25 protein-coding genes are annotated in these 21571 nt (G+C 36.9%); 14 read left to right on the top strand and 11 right to left on the bottom strand.

What is annotated here, in order from left to right; genetic code table 11:
• Positions 1-10: 10 nt before the first annotated feature.
• Both ACKTSC_RS10020 and ACKTSC_RS10015 read right to left on the bottom strand, forming a co-directional pair.
• A complete protein-coding gene (locus ACKTSC_RS10020; protein WP_332580315.1) occupies positions 11-532 on the bottom strand; it encodes an LURP-one-related/scramblase family protein in 522 nt (173 codons plus the stop codon).
• A gap of 20 nt (positions 533-552) precedes the next feature.
• On the bottom strand, positions 553-1422 hold the full coding sequence (locus tag ACKTSC_RS10015; RefSeq protein ID WP_407857506.1) for a Cof-type HAD-IIB family hydrolase: 870 nt from the start codon (positions 1420-1422) through the stop codon (positions 553-555).
• Positions 1423-1600: 178 nt separating this feature from the next.
• Between ACKTSC_RS10015 and ACKTSC_RS10010 the strand changes: the two genes are divergently transcribed.
• From ACKTSC_RS10010 to ACKTSC_RS09995, 4 genes are all read left to right on the top strand, one after another.
• Positions 1601-2281 (top strand): uracil-DNA glycosylase, encoded by a 681-nt coding sequence (locus tag ACKTSC_RS10010; RefSeq protein WP_332580313.1) that lies wholly within the window; start codon positions 1601-1603, stop codon positions 2279-2281.
• 159 nt (positions 2282-2440) lie between these two features.
• Positions 2441-3421, top strand: coding sequence for a phosphate acetyltransferase (gene pta / locus ACKTSC_RS10005; protein WP_071858568.1), 981 nt, complete (start codon positions 2441-2443; stop codon positions 3419-3421).
• A 152-nt stretch (positions 3422-3573) separates the two neighbouring features.
• Entirely contained in the window at positions 3574-4041 is a 468-nt protein-coding gene (tsaE, locus tag ACKTSC_RS10000; protein ID WP_407857505.1) for a tRNA (adenosine(37)-N6)-threonylcarbamoyltransferase complex ATPase subunit type 1 TsaE, read from the top strand.
• Complete coding sequence (locus ACKTSC_RS09995) at positions 4038-4559, top strand: GNAT family N-acetyltransferase (protein ID WP_332580311.1); 522 nt, start codon at positions 4038-4040, stop codon at positions 4557-4559. Before tsaE ends, ACKTSC_RS09995 begins: the two co-directional genes overlap by 4 nt.
• A 37-nt stretch (positions 4560-4596) precedes the next feature.
• Here ACKTSC_RS09995 and ACKTSC_RS09990 read toward each other — a convergent pair whose 3' ends face one another.
• Together ACKTSC_RS09990 and ACKTSC_RS09985 are read right to left on the bottom strand one after the other, a co-directional pair.
• Positions 4597-5130, bottom strand: coding sequence for a 3'-5' exonuclease (locus ACKTSC_RS09990; protein ID WP_332580310.1), 534 nt, complete (start codon positions 5128-5130; stop codon positions 4597-4599).
• A gap of 76 nt (positions 5131-5206) precedes the next feature.
• A complete protein-coding gene (locus ACKTSC_RS09985) occupies positions 5207-5962 on the bottom strand; it encodes an exodeoxyribonuclease III (protein ID WP_407857504.1) in 756 nt (251 codons plus the stop codon).
• Between the two features lie 151 nt (positions 5963-6113).
• On the opposite strand from ACKTSC_RS09985, the gene ACKTSC_RS09980 reads away from it, so the two are divergent.
• Both ACKTSC_RS09980 and murB read left to right on the top strand, forming a co-directional pair.
• Positions 6114-7025 carry a Gfo/Idh/MocA family protein gene (locus ACKTSC_RS09980; protein WP_332580308.1) on the top strand — a complete coding sequence of 304 codons (912 nt, stop codon included), beginning with the start codon at positions 6114-6116 and terminating at the stop codon, positions 7023-7025.
• 84 nt (positions 7026-7109) lie between these two features.
• Complete coding sequence (gene murB / locus ACKTSC_RS09975; protein WP_332580307.1) at positions 7110-8015, top strand: UDP-N-acetylmuramate dehydrogenase; 906 nt, start codon at positions 7110-7112, stop codon at positions 8013-8015.
• 42 nt (positions 8016-8057) lie between these two features.
• On the opposite strand, the gene ACKTSC_RS09970 is transcribed toward murB, so the two are convergent.
• Genes ACKTSC_RS09970 through ACKTSC_RS09955 form a run of 4 tightly spaced genes read right to left on the bottom strand, consistent with a single transcriptional unit; the run spans position 8058 to position 10938 of the window.
• Positions 8058-8681 (bottom strand): ECF transporter S component, encoded by a 624-nt coding sequence (locus ACKTSC_RS09970; RefSeq protein ID WP_407856258.1) that lies wholly within the window; start codon positions 8679-8681, stop codon positions 8058-8060.
• Positions 8682-8684: 3 nt separating this feature from the next.
• Positions 8685-9227: a phosphopantothenoylcysteine decarboxylase gene (gene coaC / locus ACKTSC_RS09965; RefSeq protein ID WP_407857503.1), complete on the bottom strand. Its 543-nt coding sequence runs from the start codon at positions 9225-9227 to the stop codon at positions 8685-8687.
• A complete protein-coding gene (locus ACKTSC_RS09960) occupies positions 9224-9949 on the bottom strand; it encodes a phosphopantothenate--cysteine ligase (RefSeq protein WP_407857502.1) in 726 nt (241 codons plus the stop codon). The genes coaC and ACKTSC_RS09960 overlap by 4 nt, the downstream gene beginning before the upstream one ends.
• A complete protein-coding gene (locus tag ACKTSC_RS09955) occupies positions 9949-10938 on the bottom strand; it encodes an acrylyl-CoA reductase family protein (RefSeq protein WP_407857501.1) in 990 nt (329 codons plus the stop codon). Before ACKTSC_RS09955 ends, ACKTSC_RS09960 begins: the two co-directional genes overlap by 1 nt.
• A 242-nt stretch (positions 10939-11180) precedes the next feature.
• Here ACKTSC_RS09955 and ACKTSC_RS09950 point away from each other — a divergent pair, with 242 nt between their 5' ends.
• From ACKTSC_RS09950 to ACKTSC_RS09930, 5 genes are read left to right on the top strand one after another with little or no spacing between them, the layout of a single operon-like run.
• The gene (locus tag ACKTSC_RS09950; RefSeq protein ID WP_407857500.1) at positions 11181-11723 is read left to right on the top strand and encodes a helix-turn-helix domain-containing protein; all 543 of its coding nucleotides are present in this window, start codon (positions 11181-11183) and stop codon (positions 11721-11723) included.
• 22 nt (positions 11724-11745) lie between these two features.
• Positions 11746-12834 carry an ABC transporter ATP-binding protein gene (locus ACKTSC_RS09945; RefSeq protein WP_332580301.1) on the top strand — a complete coding sequence of 363 codons (1089 nt, stop codon included), beginning with the start codon at positions 11746-11748 and terminating at the stop codon, positions 12832-12834.
• An 18-nt stretch (positions 12835-12852) separates the two neighbouring features.
• Positions 12853-13662, top strand: coding sequence for an ABC transporter permease (locus ACKTSC_RS09940; protein WP_071858555.1), 810 nt, complete (start codon positions 12853-12855; stop codon positions 13660-13662).
• Entirely contained in the window at positions 13659-14504 is an 846-nt protein-coding gene (locus tag ACKTSC_RS09935) for an ABC transporter permease (RefSeq protein WP_407857499.1), read from the top strand. Before ACKTSC_RS09940 ends, ACKTSC_RS09935 begins: the two co-directional genes overlap by 4 nt.
• On the top strand, positions 14501-15571 hold the full coding sequence (locus ACKTSC_RS09930; RefSeq protein WP_407857498.1) for an ABC transporter substrate-binding protein: 1071 nt from the start codon (positions 14501-14503) through the stop codon (positions 15569-15571). Before ACKTSC_RS09935 ends, ACKTSC_RS09930 begins: the two co-directional genes overlap by 4 nt.
• A gap of 244 nt (positions 15572-15815) precedes the next feature.
• Here the strand turns inward: ACKTSC_RS09930 and ACKTSC_RS09925 are convergent, their stop codons facing one another.
• Both ACKTSC_RS09925 and ACKTSC_RS09920 read right to left on the bottom strand, forming a co-directional pair.
• The gene (locus ACKTSC_RS09925) at positions 15816-16472 is read right to left on the bottom strand and encodes a C39 family peptidase (RefSeq protein ID WP_407857497.1); all 657 of its coding nucleotides are present in this window, start codon (positions 16470-16472) and stop codon (positions 15816-15818) included.
• A gap of 65 nt (positions 16473-16537) precedes the next feature.
• The gene (locus tag ACKTSC_RS09920) at positions 16538-18457 is read right to left on the bottom strand and encodes an ABC-F family ATP-binding cassette domain-containing protein (RefSeq protein ID WP_407857496.1); all 1920 of its coding nucleotides are present in this window, start codon (positions 18455-18457) and stop codon (positions 16538-16540) included.
• Positions 18458-18659: 202 nt separating this feature from the next.
• Between ACKTSC_RS09920 and ACKTSC_RS09915 the strand changes: the two genes are divergently transcribed.
• Positions 18660-19304, top strand: coding sequence for a redox-sensing transcriptional repressor Rex (locus ACKTSC_RS09915; RefSeq protein WP_332580296.1), 645 nt, complete (start codon positions 18660-18662; stop codon positions 19302-19304).
• A gap of 28 nt (positions 19305-19332) precedes the next feature.
• Here the strand turns inward: ACKTSC_RS09915 and ACKTSC_RS09910 are convergent, their stop codons facing one another.
• Positions 19333-19671 (bottom strand): thioredoxin family protein, encoded by a 339-nt coding sequence (locus tag ACKTSC_RS09910; RefSeq protein ID WP_407855688.1) that lies wholly within the window; start codon positions 19669-19671, stop codon positions 19333-19335.
• A gap of 647 nt (positions 19672-20318) precedes the next feature.
• On the opposite strand from ACKTSC_RS09910, the gene ACKTSC_RS09905 reads away from it, so the two are divergent.
• Positions 20319-20567 (top strand): hypothetical protein, encoded by a 249-nt coding sequence (locus ACKTSC_RS09905; protein ID WP_407857495.1) that lies wholly within the window; start codon positions 20319-20321, stop codon positions 20565-20567.
• Between the two features lie 13 nt (positions 20568-20580).
• Positions 20581-20793 carry a hypothetical protein gene (locus tag ACKTSC_RS09900; RefSeq protein WP_407857494.1) on the top strand — a complete coding sequence of 71 codons (213 nt, stop codon included), beginning with the start codon at positions 20581-20583 and terminating at the stop codon, positions 20791-20793.
• Positions 20794-21571 lie beyond the last annotated feature (778 nt).

Raw genomic sequence — 21571 nt, 5'->3', positions numbered from 1 at the left:
CTTTGCTGTTTTAATTTTGAGAAAAAGTTACTTCAAACGTAGGTTCATTTTCTGTTTGCTTATTACGATTGTAAAGCCAATAATCCATGACGGCCGCGACACAAATAGCAACGGGCGCATCTGATGGATTTGCGATGTCTAATACATAATAATCACCTGTTAGTAAGGTGGCTTTATCCATCGTCATGACATTTTGATTGAAATGGTTGATTTTGTATTTGTGGTTATAAATATCTCCATAGACAGCCCAATGCAGCTGCTTGATATAATAAAAATCTCCAGGCCAATGAAAAATTTTATGCAAAATGCCTACTCTTGTCTGTTCATAATAGATCTCAAATTTACGTCCTAAAATAACGCTAGCTTGTTTAATATACGCAACGATCTGCCCATCCATTGCATAAAGCGATAAGACATTTCCTTTGCGTCCCCAGTGACCGACCATCAGATATAAAGGCTTGCCTTTATTGTCCTTGACGATAGTTCGAGTTACCGAGCTTAGTTGTTTCTCTTGAATAAAAAATTCGGTCATTCTTGATTCACACCTTCTAATTATAGCTCTTCAGAAAGGACCCGTTCAATTGCCGTGGCTACACCATTGTCTTCGTTTGTATAAGTGACATGTTTTGCGATTTGTTTGACTTCATCAACTGCATTGCCCATAGCGAAACTTTCGCCTGCATAACTTAACATTGTTAAATCATTAAAATTATCTCCAACTGCCATCACTTGCTCAGCAGTAAAACCACGTTGTTCAGCAAATTGTTTCAAAGCGATACCTTTTTGAGCATCTTCATGGTTGATTTCGATATTTGTCAACTCAGAAGCCGCAATCGCTAAGTTGCCAATTTTTTCTAACTCTAAAGTCGCTGCTTTAAGCGTATCAGGTCCATGTTTATCGAAGGCAATAATTTTTAACACTTCTTCATCCGTTTCTTTCAAGACTTGACGGATATTGTCTACATACGTTAATGGCGTTAATGCTAAATGTTCAGAGGAAACTGCAATTGCCATTTTTTTGGATAATCCAGGAACCTTTTTTAGCAAGTGTCCTGAGATAAAATCGATTCGTTCCGGCTGGTTCTCAGAATAGACATGCTCAGCAGTAAAAACTTCATAATAAAGATCTGCACGATCTAGAGCATCTAAAACAGTATTTGTTCGTTCTTTACCAATGGGAATCGTAAAAATCGTTTCACGTTGAGCATTAACTACCTGAGCGCCATTTAAGAGAATCATCGGCACATGGATATTGGCACGATCCAAGGAGATGATAGCGTGGCTGACACCACGTCCAGTAGCGGTAATAAATTCGATTCCTTGTGCTTGAGCTTTTTGAATGGCTTCGATATTTTTAGTCGAAACTTGTAATTGATCGTTTAACAGAGTACCGTCCATATCAGAGGCAATGAGTTTTATCAAAATTATTCACCTAGCTTTCTTATCAGTCATAGTTAGTGTACCATATTCTCAAAGCAGAAAACGACTTCGTTTTGATTCTTTATAAAGAATTAGGCACGTGTCAGTCTACTTTTAAAATAACTGCACTGATAATGTTAAAAACTATCATTATCGATCAAAAAGAATAGGAGTGTGCAAGATGAAGGAAATCATCCATAATGATTGGCAAAACGTTTTGGCTGACCAATTTCAAGCACCATATTATTTACAATTACGAGAATTTTTAAAACAAGAATACCAAACTCAAAAGATCCATCCTGATATGTATCATATTTTTGAAGCCCTTGAATTAACACCTTACAGTGATGTGAAAGTAGTTATTTTAGGTCAAGATCCTTATCATGGAGTAAATCAAGCGCACGGCTTATCTTTTTCAGTTCAACCAGGAGTTAAAATACCGCCATCACTAAGAAATATCTATAAAGAATTAGAGAGTGATCTAGATATACCAGCAGTTCAACATGGGAATTTGATCAGTTGGGCAAGGCAAGGTGTACTGTTATTGAATACCGTTTTGACTGTACGGGAAGGTCAAGCGTATTCTCATCGAGGAAAAGGATGGGAACAACTAACGGATGTGATTATCCAACGCTTGAATGAACGGGAAAAACCGATTGTTTTTATTTTGTGGGGGAAACCCGCGCAAGAAAAAATAAAAATGATCGATACGACTAAGCATGCGATCATCAAGTCCGTTCACCCATCACCATTGTCTGCCCATCGAGGCTTTTTTGGAACAAAACCTTTTTCACAAACAAACAAGTTTTTAACTGAATGGGGTGAGAAACCCATTGATTGGCAGTTACCTGAAACAGTTTAAAGTGATACCGGTTTCTGTTATATAGACATTTTATAAAAACATCTTTTATCTTTAGTTATTAGATTTTAATTAGTAGTACAGAGTTTTTACTCTGTCCTTTTCTTTTGACTTGAATTGTTGTATGATTAATAAGAAATAAATATCTGGAGGGTTTTAATCGTGGAATTATTTGATAGTTTGAAATTTAAGATTATTCGTCGCAACATCAAAGTGGCATTTCCTGAAGCAACAGATGCTCGTATTTTAGGTGCCGCTTCTCGCTTAAAAGCAGAAGAATTAGTTGAACCAGTCCTAATCGGCAATTTAGCTGAAATTGAAAAAGCTGCGGGTGCTCGTGGAATCGCTTTAGATAACTTCACGATCATTGATCCAGATCATTTTGATCGCTGGGATGAAATGGTAGAAGTATTTGTTGAACGCCGTAAAGGCAAAGTCAGCAAAGAGGACGCTGAAAAGATTCTTAAGGACGAAAATTATTTTGGTACGATGCTTACTTATATGGGAATCACAGAAGGTATGGTCTCTGGTGCTATTCATTCGACAGGTGATACTGTTCGTCCAGCGTTACAAATCATTAAAACAAAACCGGGTGTTAGCCGTACGAGTGGTGCTTTCCTAATGGTACGTGGTCGAGATCAAGAAAAATATTTATTCTCAGATTGCGCGATCAATGTAAATCCAAATGCGCAAGAGCTAGCTGAAATTGCAGTCGAATCAGCAAAAACAGCTGAACTATTTGATATTGAGCCTAAAGTGGCGATGATGAGTTTTTCAACGAAAGGGTCTGCGAAAGCGCCTGAAGTAGAAAAAGTCGCTGAAGCAACTAAAATTGCACAAGACTTAGCACCTGAATACTTAATCGATGGTGAATTACAATTTGATGCGGCTTATATTCCTGGCGTTGCCCAATTAAAAGCACCAGAATCAAAAGTAGCTGGACAAGCAACTGTCTTTGTCTTCCCAGAATTACAATCAGGAAATATTGGCTACAAGATCGCTCAGCGTTTTGGTGGATTTGAAGCTATCGGACCAGTTCTACAAGGATTGAATAAACCAGTTTCGGATCTTTCTCGTGGCTGTAACGAAGAAGATGTCTATAAGTTATCAATCATCACTGCAGCTCAGACATTGATGAACTAATTATTGGAATTTCAAGAGCTATCCTTGGGGTAGCTCTTTTTCTTTTGTCTTAAATTTAAACATGAAGGCACAAAAGGATCGAGGCATGTTTTTCTTTTCTCTATGGAGACAAATCGTTATACTTAGTGAGTAATAGAAAAAGGGGGAGACACGTGATAACGTTAGTCGATACAACAGCAACTGAAAAATTAGGAAAAATCATTGGTGCTGTCGCTAAGCCAAGTGATAATTTAGTTTTAACCGGCGATTTAGGTGCAGGAAAAACAACTTTGACTAAAGGCATTGCCCTAGGTATGGAGATCGATCAAATGATCAAAAGTCCCACCTATACGATTATTCGTGAATACCAACAAGGCCGTATGCCTCTTTATCATATGGATGTTTATCGTATTGAATCAGGTGCAGATGATTTAGGATTAGATGACTATTTTGAAGGTGAGGGTCTTTCGGTGATCGAATGGGGACAACAATTGGGAGAATTTTTACCAGAAGATTATCTTGAATTGATCTTATCAAAAGATGACCAAGATGAAACAATGCGACGAGTAGAATTATTAGCTCAAGGGAAACGAGCTGAACATTTCCAAGCAAGAATTTTAGCAGCGTGGGAAAGCTGTTGAGTGAAGTAGAGATCACTTTAAGAGAAGCAATTCCTGATGATGCAGCAGAAATACAAAAAGTCAGTCGTCAAATTGCAAAAGAAACCGATTTTTTAATCATGGATGAAACTGGATTAGGTTTGACAGAAGAATTACTACAGCTGCAATTAGCCGATTTATATGAAAGTGAAAATAATATACTACTGTTAGCACTAGCTGATGAGCAAATTGTCGGGATGGCCTCTATCAAAGCAGGAGCAGAAAAAATTATTGCTCATATCGGCGAAATCGGAATTAGCGTATTAAAAGAATTTTGGGGAATTGGTTTAGGAACAGCTCTATTAGATGAATTGATCTATTGGAGCGAAGAACAATCACCCTTACGTCGTTTAGAATTAACAGTCCAAAAAAGAAATGAACGAGCTGTTCATTTGTATCAAAAATTTGGTTTTGAAACTGAAGCAGTGATGAAACGCGGAGCATGTGATCAGCAAGGAAATTTTATTGATGTATTATTAATGAGCAAATTGATCGATTAAAAAAGCGAAGCAATCTGCTTCGCTTAAGAATAAACCTTTACATGGGCAAGACTAATTTTTTTAATGGGTCGACGCCAAAATGATTCTCTTGATAGAGTAGGATTTTGGCACAAGCTCGACTATCTTCCAAGGCATCATGATGGTTTTCTAAAGGAATCGCGAGTTTTTCACAGACCGTATTTAACCGATGATTGGCCATTTCAGGGAACAAGCGTCTACTGGTTCGAACGGTACAAAGTGAAAGGTAAGAAGGCTGTTCTAGCTGATAATAATCAAGACAGCCTGCCAATACTTTGGTATCAAAACCGGCATTGTGAGCAACAATCAACCGATTTTCTTGATAATATTGTTTGATTTCTTGCCAAACTTCAGGAAATTTTGGTGCCTTTGCTACGTCCTCTGGATGAATACCGTGAATTTGGATGTTTTTCCAGAAAAAATCTGTTTCCGGTTTGATCAAAGAATAGTATTCACCAACGATCTGGCTGTTTTTTACCATTACTAATGCTAATGAACAAGCGCTGTGGGATTGATAGTTAGCTGTTTCAAAGTCCATTGCAATAAAGTTCAATCGTTTCACCTCTTTGCCATTATTTTGGCATAATTTGTTTAACGGCAAAAGACTAGTCAGAAAAACTTGAGAAATTTTAAAGATTGATCGTTAGTTCAACTGGACAATGGTCGCTGCCGATGATCTCTGTATGGATTTTGGCATCTTGCAGTTGATCTTTTAGATTATCCGAGACAACGAAGTAATCGATCCGCCAACCGGCATTATTTTTACGGGCGTTGAAACGGTAGCTCCACCATGAGTAAATACCTTCTTGCTCAGGATAAAAGTAACGGAACGTATCAAGATAGCCACTTTCTAATAAGGTACTGAATTTTTCACGTTCTTGGGGTGTAAAACCAGCATTTTTTTGATTGGTTTTCCAGTTTTTTAAATCAATCTTTTCATGTGCGACATTCAAGTCACCACAGAAAATGACCGATTTCTTTTCTTTTAGTTGATTGAGATAGGTTAGAAAAGCTTCTTCCCATGTCATCCGATAATCTAAACGTTTCAATTCATTTTGTGAGTTGGGCGTATAACAAGTAATGACATAGTATTCAGGATATTCTAAGGTGATTAGACGACCTTCTTGGTCATGTTCTGCAATACCTAGACCATAGTTTACGCTGATCGGTTCATGCTTGGTAAAGATTGCAGTTCCAGAATAACCTTTTTTTTCGGCATAATTCCAATATTGATAATAACCAGGCAAGTCCATTTCGATTTGGCCTGCTTGAAGTTTTGTCTCTTGCAAGCAAAAGAAATCAGCCTCTAATTCGTTAAAAACTTCCATAAAATTTTTTTTCATAACAGCACGTAGACCGTTGACGTTCCAAGAAATTAATTTCAATGTTTTTTCCTCCATTTTTCAAATGAATACGTTTAATTGCTTCAATTGTAACGAAAAAAAGTCAGAAAGCAAAGAAACGTTGCTTTGACTACCTAGAGTTGAGATGAAAGTAGTATACAACTAAATAAAATGATAGAAGGAGTTTTTAGATATGAAAGTTGGCGTTATCGGCATTGGTGGGATTGCTCAAAAAGCCTATTTACCGACCTATGCAAAATCAAGAGAGAAAACGACCTTTATTTTTGCGACGCGCAATGAAGCAGTAAGGAAAGAAATTTCCCAAAAGTATCATTTTGAAGAAACAGTTTCAACAATTGATGAATTGATCGCACAAAACATCGAAGCTTGTTTTATTCACGTGGCGACTAAAGTTCATTTTGAGATTGCTAAAAAATGCTTAGAAGCAGGAGTAGCAGTCTTTATGGACAAGCCCGTCAGCGAAAATTTTGCCGAAGTTCGTCAATTACATGAATTAGCAAACGAAAAAAAAATCTTATTCATGGTTGGCTTTAATCGTCGTTTTGCTCCCATGGTTGAGCAATTGAAACAGCTACCGCAAAAACGAGTGATCCATCTAGAAAAGAATGAACCGAATCATGCGATGGCGACGCAATACGGTATCTACGATTTGTTTATTCATTTAGTAGACACGGCTGTTTATTTGTTGGATGATGAAATTTTATTCGTCCAATCAAAGATTCGCGAAGAGGCTGGATTAATGACATATGCGCAGATGCAATTGTCCACAGCTACTAGTGAATGCTTGTTATCGATGGATCTGATGAGTGGCGGAAAAATGGAACGTTACCAAGTAAGTTCCGCAGAACAAACAATGATTTTGGACCAATTAACCGATCTAACGATTAAAAAAGGGCAGATGGCCGAAATACAAAAATTCGGAGATTGGACGACAACTTTAGAAAAACGCGGGTTTGAACAATTAGTTACACATTTTTTAGCAGCACTTGATGGCGCTGACAATGATCTACGTCAAAAGAATATTCTATTGAGTCATGAATTGTGTGAGAAAATGTTAGAGCAGCATCTACGACATGTATTATAAAGGGTGGTAAGTTTTTTTTGAGCGTGCTAAAATAGCAAAGACGTTTGAAAATTTACCCGTATTGAACGAGAGAGGCTTATCAAAGTGAAAATAACTAAGTTAACAGAAACATTACCTAATTTGAAAATCCTTTTGGATGAACCTTTAATGAATTATACTTTTACTAAAACTGGCGGGCCCGTTGACGCTTTAGCTTTTCCTACTGATAACCAAGAAGTTAAAGAATTAGTTGATTTTTGTCGCGAAAATGATCTTCCTTGGATCGTACTAGGAAATTCAAGCAATTTGATCGTAAAAGATGGTGGTATCCGCGGTGTGGTGATCATGCTGACCGACATGACCACGATCCGCGTTGACGAAACAAAAATCACTGCGCAAGCTGGCGCAAAATTAATCGATACAACATATGTTGCCTTGGACCATTCATTGACCGGCTTTGAATTTGCTTGTGGTATTCCAGGAAGTATCGGAGGGGCAGTCTTTATGAATGCTGGTGCTTACGATGGTCAACTAGAAGATGTTTTTGAATCGGTTGATGTTTTATTAGCAGATGGAAATTTTGAAACTTGGACCAAAGAAAAAATGAATTTTGCTTATCGTCATTCAGCGATTCAAGAACAACCAGCGATCGTTTTGAGTGCCACGTTCAAGTTAGCTCACGGTGATCATGCTCAGATCGAAAAACGGATGGCGGAATTGACAGAATTAAGAGAATTGAAGCAACCATTAGAATATCCATCATGTGGGAGTGTCTTTAAACGTCCCGTCGGTCATTTTACTGGTAAATTGATTCAAGATGCTGGATTGCAAGGATTGATTTGGGGCGGTGCGCAAATATCAGAAAAACATGCCGGATTTATTGTAAATATCAATCATGCAACAGCTACTGATTATTTAGAACTGATCGCTCATATCCAAAAAACAATCAAAGAAAAATTTGATGTGGCCTTAGAAACGGAAGTCCGTATTTTAGGGGAAGAACCAAAATAAAAAATGCCTGATAGGAATCGTGTGATTCTTATCAAGCATTTTTTATTTTTTCATCAAACGAAGCAAGACGGCACAAACGGCCATTGTTGCTATTCCGGCTACGGCAGCTTCGACTAATCCACTACCAAAAATAATTCCTAGAATAACACTATATACAGCATTAGCTGCAACTTGTAATACATCTGCGTAGCTATCTTTAAAGAAAATAAAAATCAGATTCATGACTAAAATCGTGTTAGTCAATGAGCCGGCCATACCAGCTATAAAAAGACTAACTGGGATCGCTTTTTCTTTTAATAGTTTACGCAGTCCTTTATAAACATAATAAGGAACCACACCAATCAAGATTCTAGGAATGATCGCGATGATCACTGCACGCCAGTCGCCATGATTGGTTAACGGATTGGCGATAAATGGCGAGAAGACAAAGGACATTGGTGTAATAATGACCGTCGAGCGAATCATACTGATCACGCCAAAGATAGTGCCTAGACCAGCTCCGATACGAGGACCCAAAATGATCGAAGCAATAATCACGGGAATATGCATCGTTGTTGCATTGATCGGTCCGATCGGTATAAAACCAAGCGGTGTTGCAGCTAATAAGATCATGATTGCTAAAAACATCGCGGTTAATGTAAAACTTCTAACATTTGTCTGTTTCATAAGTTACTCCTTTAAGGCCGCATTGATCAGATGAACGATCTCTGAAACATTGGCTAATGCGCCGCGACCATAATCGCCACATGCTAATAAGGCTTCACGGGGTTCGATCTCTTGGTAGCCGACTTCCTTTAATGTTGTTAAATTTTTTTGAACGATCGGATTTTGATACATATATGTATTCATTGCTGGAGCAATAAATTTTGGTGTTTCTGGTAATAGGGCCAATGCAACCGTCGATAATAAATCGTCAGCGATCCCATTAGCTAATTTACCGATCGTATTTGCAGAAGCTGGGGCGACTAAAAATAAGTCGGCTTCTTTTGCTAACGCAATATGATTGATCAATGCTGCATCGGGCTCAGCCATCACATCTAAGTGGACACGACGATGTGAAAGAGACTGAATCGTTAATGGCGTAATAAATTCTGTACTGCTTTTTGTCATAATGACATCTAATTGGTAACCCATTTTGGTCAATTCATTGGTAATATCGGCGGCTTTATAAGCCGAGATACTTCCACTGATTCCTAATAGGATCGTTTTCATTTTGTTTCCTCCAATTTCATGACTTCCTCTTTGATCAATTCAGCAATTTCTGTTTTAGTATGAGCTTCTTTGACTTTATGCTGCTGATTGACCAAGTAGCCATGATGTTTTTCACCGCTGATTTCTGACAAATCATTGGCCAAGATAAAATCGGCTTGATTTTTTTCCAAGCTTTTTTTGGCGACGTTCAATAATTCTACTAACGGGACATCGACTAATAATTTAAAGCCGACTAAAATTGTTTCTGGTTGTAGTTGTTTGATCAACCCAATGATTTTTGGATTTTTCTTTAATACAATCACTAAATGGTCAGTATCTGAAGAGATTTTTTTCTCAGTTCGCTCGGCTTCAATTGTTGCTAAAGCGGCAGGGAGGTCACTAGGCTTAGAAGCGATCACTGTTTCTAAATCTTCTATTGTAACCGAACTTTCAGGTGTAAAATCACTGACAGCCATACTGTGAATCACAGCATCATAGGAATGCGTAGTCATCAATTCTTTTAAGGTTTGTTCGAGCTCTGAAGTTGTTTCAATATAGTAAGGATGGATCGTATTTCCTACAGGTTGAACTGCTTGTTTTGTAGTAATCATATCGATGGTTGTATCATCTTTAGCAAAACTTTCCGCGATCGCCTTGCCTAGTTTTCCACTAGAATGATTGGTAATGGCACGAACATCATCGATTTTTTCGGATGTACCACCTGAAGTAATCAGGATTCTCACTATTTTTTTCCTCCTAAGGCGACGATTGTACGTCCAATATGTTTTCCAGCCAGTAAAGCATCAGCTGTTTCAAGCACTTGATCAAGTGCAATCGTATTTACTTGCATATTTTTTGGCAGTAGCCATTCATCGGTCATTTTTTTCCAAATTTTTTGACGTTCTTCCATTGATGCTTCGACAGAATCAATTCCTAAGAAATTAACACCTCGTAAAATAAAAGGGAGAACGGTTGTATTTAATTTAATACCGCCAGCATTTCCGCAAAGAGCAACGCTACCGGCATAGTTAATAAATGGTAAAATTTGAGCCAAAGTATCCGCTCCGACAGTATCGATGGCGAAATCAAATAATTGTTTATTTAAAGGACGGCTTTTCTCTGGAAACAATTCTGTGGGCGAGATAACCTTTGTTGCCCCTAATGATTTTAAATAGTCCGCTTGCTTTTCTTTTCGACTAAGTGCGATCACTTCTTGGCAACCTAATTGTTTTAGAAAATGTAGCGCAAAACCACCAACACCACCCGTTGCCCCCGTCACTAACACACGACTCGATTCTTTCAATCCATGAGATAAAAGTGCCTGGACTGCTAAAGCTGCTGTAAAACCAGCAGTCCCGAACGTCATTGCTTGTGCAGCAGATAAATTTTTTGGACGTTTTACTATCCAATCAGCTGGAACGATCTGGAGATCGCTGAGGCCGCCATCTTGTTTGACACCTAAACCATAACCAGTCACTAAAACAGCCTCACCGCTGACAAACCGGTCATCTTTTGATTCAATGATCGTACCGGCGAGATCGATTCCTGGTGTCATCGGGTATTCACGTAAGACACCGGTCTTCGGGCGAGTGGCTAAAGCATCTTTGTAATTGATACCAGAATAATCCACGGCAATCAAAACTTCATTATCGGCAATCTCAGGTTTAGAAAAAGCTTCGATTTCAGCTTTAAAAGTATCCTCATTGCTGACACGTAAACGGCGGTAAGTCATGTGTACGTTCCTCCTTAAATATAAAAAAATTCGTTACTATTATCTTAGCGGAAATGGAAGAAAAAGCAAATTTCTTTTCCTGTGCTAAAGCAAAATTTGAATAATAAAAATCTTTCAGAATGCTTGATTTTTAAATCAAAGTTCGTATACTTGAATGGTGCTATTAAACAAGAAGTTTACTATTAGCAAACTTGCTGGAAACGATTAACTGAAATACTTAATAAAAAATCGGAGGTGAGAAGATGGAAATAGGCGACAAGTTACGAAATTTAAGGATTCAAAAAAATTTAACTCAAGAAGAGTTAGGTGAACGAACAGATCTTTCCAAAGGATATATTTCACAGCTGGAAAGAGACCTCAGCTCACCTTCGATGGAAACTTTTTTTGATATTTTAGAAGTTTTAGGTGTTACCCCAGAAGAATTTTTTAAACAAAAAAAGAGTGACCAAAAATTGGTTTATAAGGAAGAAGACACAACTTTTTACACAGATGAGGAACACGGTTATCATATTAAGTGGCTCATTCCTGAATCGAATGAAAAAGAAATGGAACCCATTTTGCTGACATTAGAAAAACAGGGGCAATATAAACAATTCACGCCTTCGCTATCTGAGACTTTCATCTATGTATTAGAAGGAAAGGTCGCTTTGCAATTTGGAGAACAACTTTATGATGCAGAAAAGGGCGAGAGTATTTATTACGAAGCTAGTAAACCGCATCGTCTACAGAACCAAGCGAAAGGCATCAGTAAAGTCCTGATCGTTGCAACGGAATCTTATTTATAAAACTATTCATTAGGAGGAAATCATGGCAAAAACAATTATTTCATTTAAAGATGTTGTCAAACAATACGACGATGACGATCCCGTATTGAAAAAAATAAACTTTGATATTGAAGAAGGGCGTTTTTATACTTTATTAGGACCTTCAGGTTGTGGAAAAACAACGATCTTACGAATCATTGCAGGCTTTACGGATGCTAGTGAAGGAGATATTTATTTAGAAGGAAAACGAATGAACGATGTTCCAGCGAATAAGCGTCAAGTAAATACCGTATTCCAAGATTACGCATTATTTCCGCACATGAATGTATTTGAGAACGTTGCTTTTGGCTTGAAAATCAAAAAATTATCTAAAAAAGAAATTGAGAAAAAGGTATTAGAAGCTTTGAAGTTGGTGCAATTGCCTGGATATGAAAATAGAGAGATCACAGAGATGTCCGGCGGTCAACGTCAGCGGGTAGCGATTGCTCGAGCAATCGTGAACGAACCTAAGATTTTATTACTGGATGAACCTCTTTCAGCTTTGGACTTAAAATTGCGGACAGATATGCAATATGAATTGCGTGCACTGCAAAAACGTTTAGGAATCACATTTATTTTTGTTACTCATGATCAAGAAGAAGCCTTGGCGATGAGTGATGAAATTTTTGTGATGAACAAAGGAAAAATTGTTCAAAGTGGTTCGCCAGTCGATATCTATGATGAACCGATCAATCATTTTGTAGCTGATTTTGTCGGTGAAAGTAATATCGTTTCAGGGGAAATGGTTGCAGATAATTTGGTGCGTTTTGTCGGCAAAGAATTTGAATGTGTGGATGGCGGAATGCGTCCGAACGAGCCGGTAGAAATCGTCTTACGTCCAGAGGATTTAAGTTTAACGACTCCTGAAAAAGGAAAATTAGTCGTAACAGTCGATAGTCAATTATTCCGCGGCGTTCATTATGAAATGAATGGCATCGATGCAGATGGTAATGAGTGGATGGTCCATTCAACGAAAAAAGCAACGATTGGCAGTAAAGTCGGACTGTATTTCGATCCAGAAGATATCCATGTTATGCGCTTTAATGAAAGTGAAGAAGACTTTGAAGCACGTTTAGAAAGTTATGAGGACTGATAGAAAGGGGAAATACAAATGAAAAACATGCGTCGTCTGTATTCGATCCCGTATTATTTCTGGTTATTGTTCTTTGTGATCGCGCCAGTGATTTTGATCGTCTATCAATCGTTCTTTGATATGAACGGACAGTTTACTTTAAGCAATTATCATACGTATCTGACATCAAAAACTTATTTGATGATGACCGTTAATTCGGTGCTATTTGCTTCTCTGATCACCTTGATGACCTTGTTGATCAGTTATCCAACTGCGTATTTTTTATCAAAATTAAAACATCGGCAATTATTATTATTACTCGTTGTCTTGCCCACGTGGATCAATTTATTATTAAAAGCCTATGCCTTCATTGGTATCTTTAGTGCGAATGGGTCAGTCAATGATTTTCTAAGTTTTATCGGCATCGGGCAGAAACAATTGCTGTTTACGGATTTTAGTTTTATGTTTGTGGCGGCTTATATCGAATTACCTTTCATGATCATGCCGATTTTCAATGCGTTAGAAGAAATCAATCCATCGTTGATCAGTGCTAGTCGTGACCTCGGTGCGAATAATTTTGACACGTTTCGTCGGGTCATTTTCCCACTATCGATGAATGGGGTGAAAAGCGGAGTTCAAGCTGTCTTCATTCCCTCGTTATCATTATTCATGTTGACTCGTTTGATCGGGGGAAACCGTGTGATTACTCTGGGGACTGCGATTGAAGAACATTTTTTAGTTACGCAAAACTGGGGGATGGGTTCTACGATCGGTGTGATTTTGATCGTGGCGATGTTTATCGTGATGATGCTGACAGGCGAACGACGTAAAGGAGGACGAGTGAAATGAAAAAAAGAACTTTCTCATGGGCCAATATCTATTTAGTTTTTATCTTTGTTCTATTATATGTTCCGATTTTTTATTTGATTTTTTATTCCTTCAATGCCGGCGGAAATATGAGTACCTTTACCGGATTTACTTGGGAACATTATCGAAACTTGTTTTCAGATAGCCGTTTGATCAGTATCGTTGTTCAAACCTTTATTTTAGCGTTCTTGTCAGCACTGATAGCCACAATGATCGGAACTTTTGGCGCGATGGCGATTTATTATACTAAAAAAAGAGGCTCAAGAAATGCATTATTGGGATTAAACAATATCTTGATGGTTTCGCCTGATGTCATCATTGGTGCTAGTTTCTTGATTTTATTTACGTTACTTGGCGGCTATTTGAAGAGTTTTCAATTAGGTTTTGTCAGTGTCCTGCTTTCCCATATTGCGTTTAGTATTCCAATCGTTGTCTTGATGGTTTTACCTAAATTAAAGGAAATGAATGACTCGATGATCGATGCGGCAAGAGATCTTGGGGCAAATAATTTTCAAGTCTTAGCGAATATTATTTTACCGTTTCTAACACCGGGAATCATTGCCGGTTACTTTATGGCCTTCACGTATTCGCTAGATGATTTTGCGGTCACTTTCTTCGTTACCGGTAATGGCTTTACAACATTATCCGTGGAAATCTATTCACGGGCACGTCAAGGAATCAGCTTAGAAATCAATGCCTTGTCGACGCTAGTGTTTATCTTCTCGTTGTTGCTAGTAGTCGGGTATTATTTCATCAGTCGTGATACGTCGAAAAAAGCTCGTAACCGCAAGCGTGAATTTGAGGAGGTGGCAGTACTGAAATGAGAAAACTCCGTTCACTTTTTATTGGGGTCATCGCAATCATTGTGCTGCTGACCTTATCAGTGATCCATTTGAACCGTTCATCGAATGCGAGTTCAAATGTTTTGAATATTTATAATTGGGGCGATTATATCGATCCAGAATTGATCAAACAATTTGAAAAAGAATATGGTTATAAAGTCAATTATGAAACCTTTGATTCAAACGAAGCGATGGAAGCAAAAATCAAGCAAGGTGGGACAGCCTATGATATTGCTATTCCTAGTGAGTACATGATACAAAAAATGAAAAAAGAAAATTTATTGCTGCCATTAGACCATTCAAAAATCAAAGGGTTAGAAAATATCGATTCGCGTTTCTTAGATTTGGATTTTGATCGTAACAATCAATATTCGATCCCTTATTTTTGGGGAACGTTAGGGATCGTTTATAATGATAAATTTATTTCTGGCGACAAGATCAAACATTGGGATGATCTATGGCAGCCGGAATTAAAAAATAATATCATGTTGATTGATGGTGCACGTGAAGTGATGGGCTTGTCTTTGACTACTTTAGGCTATTCCCTTAATAGTAAAAATGAAGAGCAATTGGATCAAGCAATCAATAAATTAAGCAGTTTGACACCGAATGTCAAAGCGATCGTTGCTGATGAAATCAAGATGTATATGGCGAATGAAGAAAGTGCTGTTGCGGTAACTTTCTCAGGGGAGGCCGCAGATATGATGGCTGAAAATAGCCACTTGCATTATGTCATTCCACCAGAAGGTTCTAATCTTTGGTTTGATAATATCGTCATGCCTAAAACCGCAAAAAATAAAAAAGGTGCTTATGATTTTATCAACTTCATGCTGAAACCAGAATCAGCGAAACAAAATGCTGAATACATCGGTTATTCGACACCTAATAAAAAGGCGCTGGCTATGTTGCCTAAACGTATTTCTGAAGATAAACAATTTTATCCAGATAATGAAACGATCAGCCATCTCGAAGTCTATAAAGACTTAGGCTCGAAGTATTTAGGGATCTATAATGACCTATATTTAGAATTTAAAATGTATCGGAAGTAAGTTATGAAAAGTAAAAAAAACGAACAAATTTCTATTAGTTGTTCGTTTTTTTCATTTAATTAACTTTTCTGAATAAACTTTGATGCTTTCACAATTTAAACATACTTTTTTCTAACTTTAGTTTTAAAAGGTCATAGCTTTTTCATTTATTGATAGTAAGATGAACTCAACCCTAAAAATAATCTTTTTCCCCTGTAAAAGCAGGAACCCCATAAAAAATAAAGCTGACGCTTTTGCGTCAGCTTTATTTTGTGTAGGCCCAGGCATTCGCAATTTGTGGGACTAATTGATCAAGAGAGTAGAGTGTCGCATAATGTTTTTTCTCAGCAGTATCATTGGGATCATAGACGACGATCTGATCACTGTTTGCATCTTTTTTTATTACCATAATGTGGCCAACTTCAGTAAATTCTCCTGGACGAACGGAAACAACTAAGGGTTGATTTTGAGCTAAATGTTGTTGGATTTTTGTCTGATCGGTAGCTAAATCTTCAACGGTTAATCCATAATTTTGGGCAAAGGCGGGGAAAATCGACCAGGCAGTACCTTGGCCAGATTGGTAATAACGATTTTCGCTCCATTGAAGGATCTCCGTGGGCAAGACAGAACGATCTTCATAATAAGCAAGAATCATCGCTAGTGATGTAATCGCACAGCCATTCGTCGCCAAATCATTTTTATCTGAACCGCTCCCGTAAGCTGTATCCGCCCATCGTGTATCGGTTTGTAGTAATAAAGAAAAATCTTGTCCTTGCTCTTTTAAATAGTAATTAGCTTGAGTTGAGAAATCATCCTGGCTGCTAGCATGAAAATCAAGGGAACGTAAGGCTAAGATGCCTAAACTTCCCAAAACTAAAATGAGTCCCAGCAAGATTGGAAAAGTACGTGTTCGTCTGCGCATAAAAACACCTCCAGAGCTTTATTAAAACGAAAAAAGTAGGAGGTGTCATCGGTCAAAAGTTGTAGTTATTCAAATTCTTCTAATTCAAGGCTCAATTCTTCCCAACTGGTCAGTTGTTCTTCTTGTTCAGCCTTTTTAGCTTCTAAGTCATTCGTTAACGCCATTAATTCGACGTGATCGTTCAACACTTCAGGTTGGCTCATCTGAGTTTCTAATGAGGCAATACTTTCATCTAAAGTAGCTAAATTTTCTTCGATCGTTTCAATTTTACGACGCAAACTACGAATCAATTTTTGTTGTTCTTTGTCTTGATAAAATTTCTTTTTAGGTGCTTCGACCGGTGCTTCTTCTTTCGCTTTAAGTTCGGCGATTTCTTCTTCTTCTTTTTTCTTTTCTAAATAATAATCATAATCACCTAAATATAATTTACTGCCTTCAGGAGATAGTTCAATGACTTTATTAGCGATTCGGTTGATAAAGTATCGGTCATGTGAGACGAAAAGTAATGTTCCTTGATAATCAATCAAGGCATTTTCTAACACTTCTTTATTGTCGATATCTAAGTGATTAGTTGGTTCATCGAGAATCAAAAAATTCTCTTTGTTCATAGATAACTTGGCTAAAGCAACACGGGCTTTTTCGCCGCCGCTTAATAAAGGAATCGTTTTTTCGACATCGTTTCCGCTGAATAAAAAGCCGCCAAGAACATTGCGAATATCTTTTTCTGGGGTAGTGGGGTGTTCGTCCCAAAGTTCCGCCAAAATAGTTTTATTTCCGTGCAGATCTGCTTGGCCTTGGTCATAATAACCAATCGAAACGTTTGTTCCAAAGTGAGCATCACCTTGGATAAAGGGAAGTTTACCGATCAGCGATTTTAATAAAGTAGATTTACCGATCCCGTTTGGTCCGACTAAAGCAATCGCATCTTCACGGCGAACATCCATATTGATTGGTTCAGACAAAGCTTCTTCATAACCAATCGCGGCATCTTCGACTTGCAAGACGACATTTCCAGAAATCTTATCGATGTCGAACATAAAGTTAGCAGATTTTTCTTTGCCATCAGGGCGATCCAAACGATCCATTTTTTCTAAAGTTTTTCGTCGGCTTTGCGCACGTTTGGTTGTCGAAGCACGCACTAGATTACGCGCAACAAAATCTTCTAATTTATCGATTTCTGCTTGCTGTTTCTCATAGGCTTTCCAATCACTAGCAAGCTGAGCAGCTTTTAAATCAAGGTAACGTGAATAATTACCTGTATAGTGTCGAATCTTATGTCGCGAAAGTTCATAGATTTCATTAACGACACGATCTAAAAAATATCGGTCATGTGAGACGATCAAAAGTGCACCTGAATAGCCTTGTAAATAATCTTCTAGCCAAGCTAAAGTCTCAATATCTAAATGGTTGGTCGGTTCATCTAAAATCAAGATATCAGGACGCACGAGCAGCATTCTAGCAAGGGCTAAACGAGTTCGTTGTCCTCCTGATAACGTGCTGATTTCTTTATCATAGAAACTTTCATCAAATTTAAAGCCGTGTAAGACACTGCGAATCTCATTTTCATAACCATAACCATTTTGATCATTAAAATCATGTTGTAGTTGATCGTATTCTTTTAATAAAGAAGTGTAACGTTTATCGCTTTCGGGTGTTTCGCCAATGGCTACTTCGACTTCGCGCATTCGACGTTCCATTTGCCGAACCGTCGCAAAGGCTTTGAGCATTTCATTCCAGATCGTTTCATTAGAGTCTAAGCCAGTGTCTTGAGCTAAATAGCCTAGTGTCGCTTGTTTATTTTTTACGACTTGACCACCATCTGGAGCTTCAATATTAGCGATTATTTTTAGTAAAGTTGATTTTCCGGCACCGTTTCGCCCAACTAAACCGATCCGAGCTTTACTGGCGATCTCTAAGTGGATATTCTCAAATAGAATATCTGCACCAAAGTGACGGGCAACTTGATTTGCTTGTAATAAAATCATTGGATATCTTCCTTAAATTTATTTTTTCGAATGGCTTCAGTCTATCATATTTTTAACATTGACGCGATTAGAAGGAGATAAATTAGGAAATAGTGATTTTTTCACAAATTTTCGAGCAATAGCGTTGCATTTTTAGCATTACTCTTGCTATTATAGTTCAGTAGTCAACATTTACGAAAATTTTTAATAAAGGAGAGTTATTGTGAAAGAACAATCAATACCAAAAGCGACTGTTAAACGATTGCCGTTATACTATCGGTATTTACGTATATTAAATAATGCTGGAAAAACAAAAGTATCATCTACAGAACTAAGTGAGGCGATCCAAGTCGATAGTGCTACAATCCGCCGTGACTTTTCTTATTTTGGTGAGCTAGGAAAACGTGGATATGGTTACGATGTAGAAGACTTAATGCATTTCTTTGGAAAAATTTTGAACGATGACCAATTAACAAACGTTGCATTAGTCGGTGTCGGTAATTTAGGAAGCGCATTGTTGAAATTTAAATTCCATCAAAGTAATAGTATCCGTGTCAGCTGTGCCTTTGATGTCAAAGAAGACATTGTAGGTCGCATCGTTGATGGTATTCCAGTTTATCCATTAGACAATATGGTCGAACAAATCAAATTACAGCAAATTGAAATTGCCATTTTAACATTACCAGCGCCGCAAGCACAAACAGTGGTTGATCAATTAGTCGATGCAGGAATCAAAGGGATTTTAAACTTTACTGCTGCACGTTTGACTGCACCAAGTGATGTCATTATTCAAAGTGTTGATTTAACCAATGAATTGCAAACCTTGATTTATTTCTTGCACCACAATCCTGATAAAGAAGCAAAATAAAAAAAGTTGAGCAACTGCTCAACTTTTTTTATTTGAATAAGGATTCATAATCCGTTGGAAGAGTATCCTTAGGTAATTCTGCAAATCGTTTTTCCAAATTTTTAAAATCAATAAATCTTGCTTGACGAGCGATTTCTTTTCCTTCGTGATAGACCAAGACAGCAGGTACAGTCAATACTTCAAAGAAACCAGCTAATTCAGGATCTTCAACACTATCTAAATGATAGAAAGGGATATGGTAGTCAGTCGCTAATTGTCGTACTTTTGGTTCATCGACGTGGCAGATACTGCAAGTCGGTGAAGAAATAAAAACCACCGCATTTAGTTGATCCTTTAGATTACTTTGAACAGTTGCAAAACGATCCATGACACCATTCCTCCTATATAATAGTACATTCTTTATTGAACAATAATCAGTAAAGGTCAAATTGTCAACTAGATTGCTTTTATAAAATAGTTGCCGAATAAAATAAAAAGCGTTATACTTCCAAATGTATTGCGGGTGTAGTTTAGTGGTAAAACAGAAGCTTCCCAAGCCCTTGAATTGGAACAGTTTGATTTTTAATAATGTAATTTTAACAACGTCTGAACCTTATTTTTAGGCGTTTTTTTGTTTATTATTATGTAATTTTAAACAGAAGATAATTGTGTGAAAACGTGAAAATTTAGCAATTTAAAAAAAGTAAGAGTGAACGTAGGAGTGGAGATAAAGAGTGAACATCTTATAGTTCATTTTTCTAGATAGTCCTTTACTGGCGCAGTTGAATCGGTCAATGTTAAAAAAAGAAAGAGTGGATAGTTTTCTGATAAAAAGGGGTAGAGTGATAAAAGGAGTGAACTTTCTAAAAATTTTTAGATTTAAAACTGAATTTAATAACAATTAAATTGTTGACATTTTATAGAAAGTATATTATTAAAGTGTTTTTTGATGAAAAGACTTGAATAAGATAACAGTTAGAGCTAACATACAGAAAAGTTAAATGATACCGCTTAAAAAAGAAGGGAATGGTAAAAATGTCAACAACATCAGAGGTTAAAATAGCACTCCGGGGGATTCTGAATGATGGAAAAGGGCGCACACATGCTGAAATTTGGAAGAAACTTTTAAAGATTGATAGTTTAAAAGGTCAATTGATTAAAGTAGACGAATTTGAAAGAAAAGGCGTAGTAAGCGGGATTTTTACGAGGGTCAAGGATGGAAGAGAAGAAGGTTTTAGTTTAATTAAAAAAAAACGGAAAAACGTTAATGGTATATTCAACTAATGAAGCAGACACGTTGTTTAAGTTGACAAATAGCTACATAGAAGATGTTGAAAGATTAGGCTTTAAAGCCGATAAACTTTCTACTACTGATAAAAAATTGATTGAAAAATTTCAAAATGCTTACAAAGAACTTTCGAATAGCAGAAAAGATTTGAAAACATTAGCGAATAACATCGAAAAAGGTAAACATGATAAAGTAGATAAAAATAAAACGGATAAAAAATAATAGGTAAGAAGAAGGTTAACTGACTTTCTTCTATTTTTTTTTTGAAATTTTGAAGGGTATACGTTTTAGAGATAAATTTAGTGCTGCAAAAAAGTTCGCTGTTTCTCTGCATTTTTCAATTTCAAAAAGTGTCAATAGTTGTGCATCAAAAACAAGCAGAAAAGCGTTGAGGATAAAGGTTAGAATGCTCATTATTCAATTCATCAAAAACTGAAAGAATGCACGAGAAATAGTTTTAGCATCGAAAAGTGAAGTATTCTGCTATTAGTGATTTTAAAGTAGCAGAAAACACATCTTTGACTAAAGATTAAGAAAGTATTAAGGCGCTAATAACTGGTAGCTTTTTTTAATTTCGATGTGACCAACTTTACAGGATAAGTGTCAACGACATCTGAAAGGCTCAGAAATGCGATATAAGCTTGTTTAAACATTTAGCTTGTAACTTATCCCAAACATTTTCAAAACGGTATACGTAGCGATTTAAGTCGTTGACTTTTTATAATAAAAGTAATAGATAGCGATTTCAAAGGAAGAAACCTCTAATTTAAAAAAAATCAGGAAAAAATTTTATATTTTTTTGTGGAAATCGGGTAAAAAAGGAGACTATATCATCAATTTTATATTGGTGCATAAGACTAAAAATAACATAAAAATATTTTTAATAATTGTTAAAAACATTCCTTTAAAAATTTGAATTCATATATTTAAGGAGTTAAAGTTACTAGTGTAATAGATATTAATAAACCTTATGTATAAGGGTTTTCGTATCTATAAAGGA

Origin of the sequence: Enterococcus hailinensis (genome assembly GCF_045862035.1) — a bacterium.
Lineage (GTDB): Bacteria > Bacillota > Bacilli > Lactobacillales > Enterococcaceae > Enterococcus_A > Enterococcus_A hailinensis.
The sequence above is the reverse complement of the archived record's forward strand: the minus strand, read 5'-3'. Positions and strand labels throughout refer to the sequence as shown.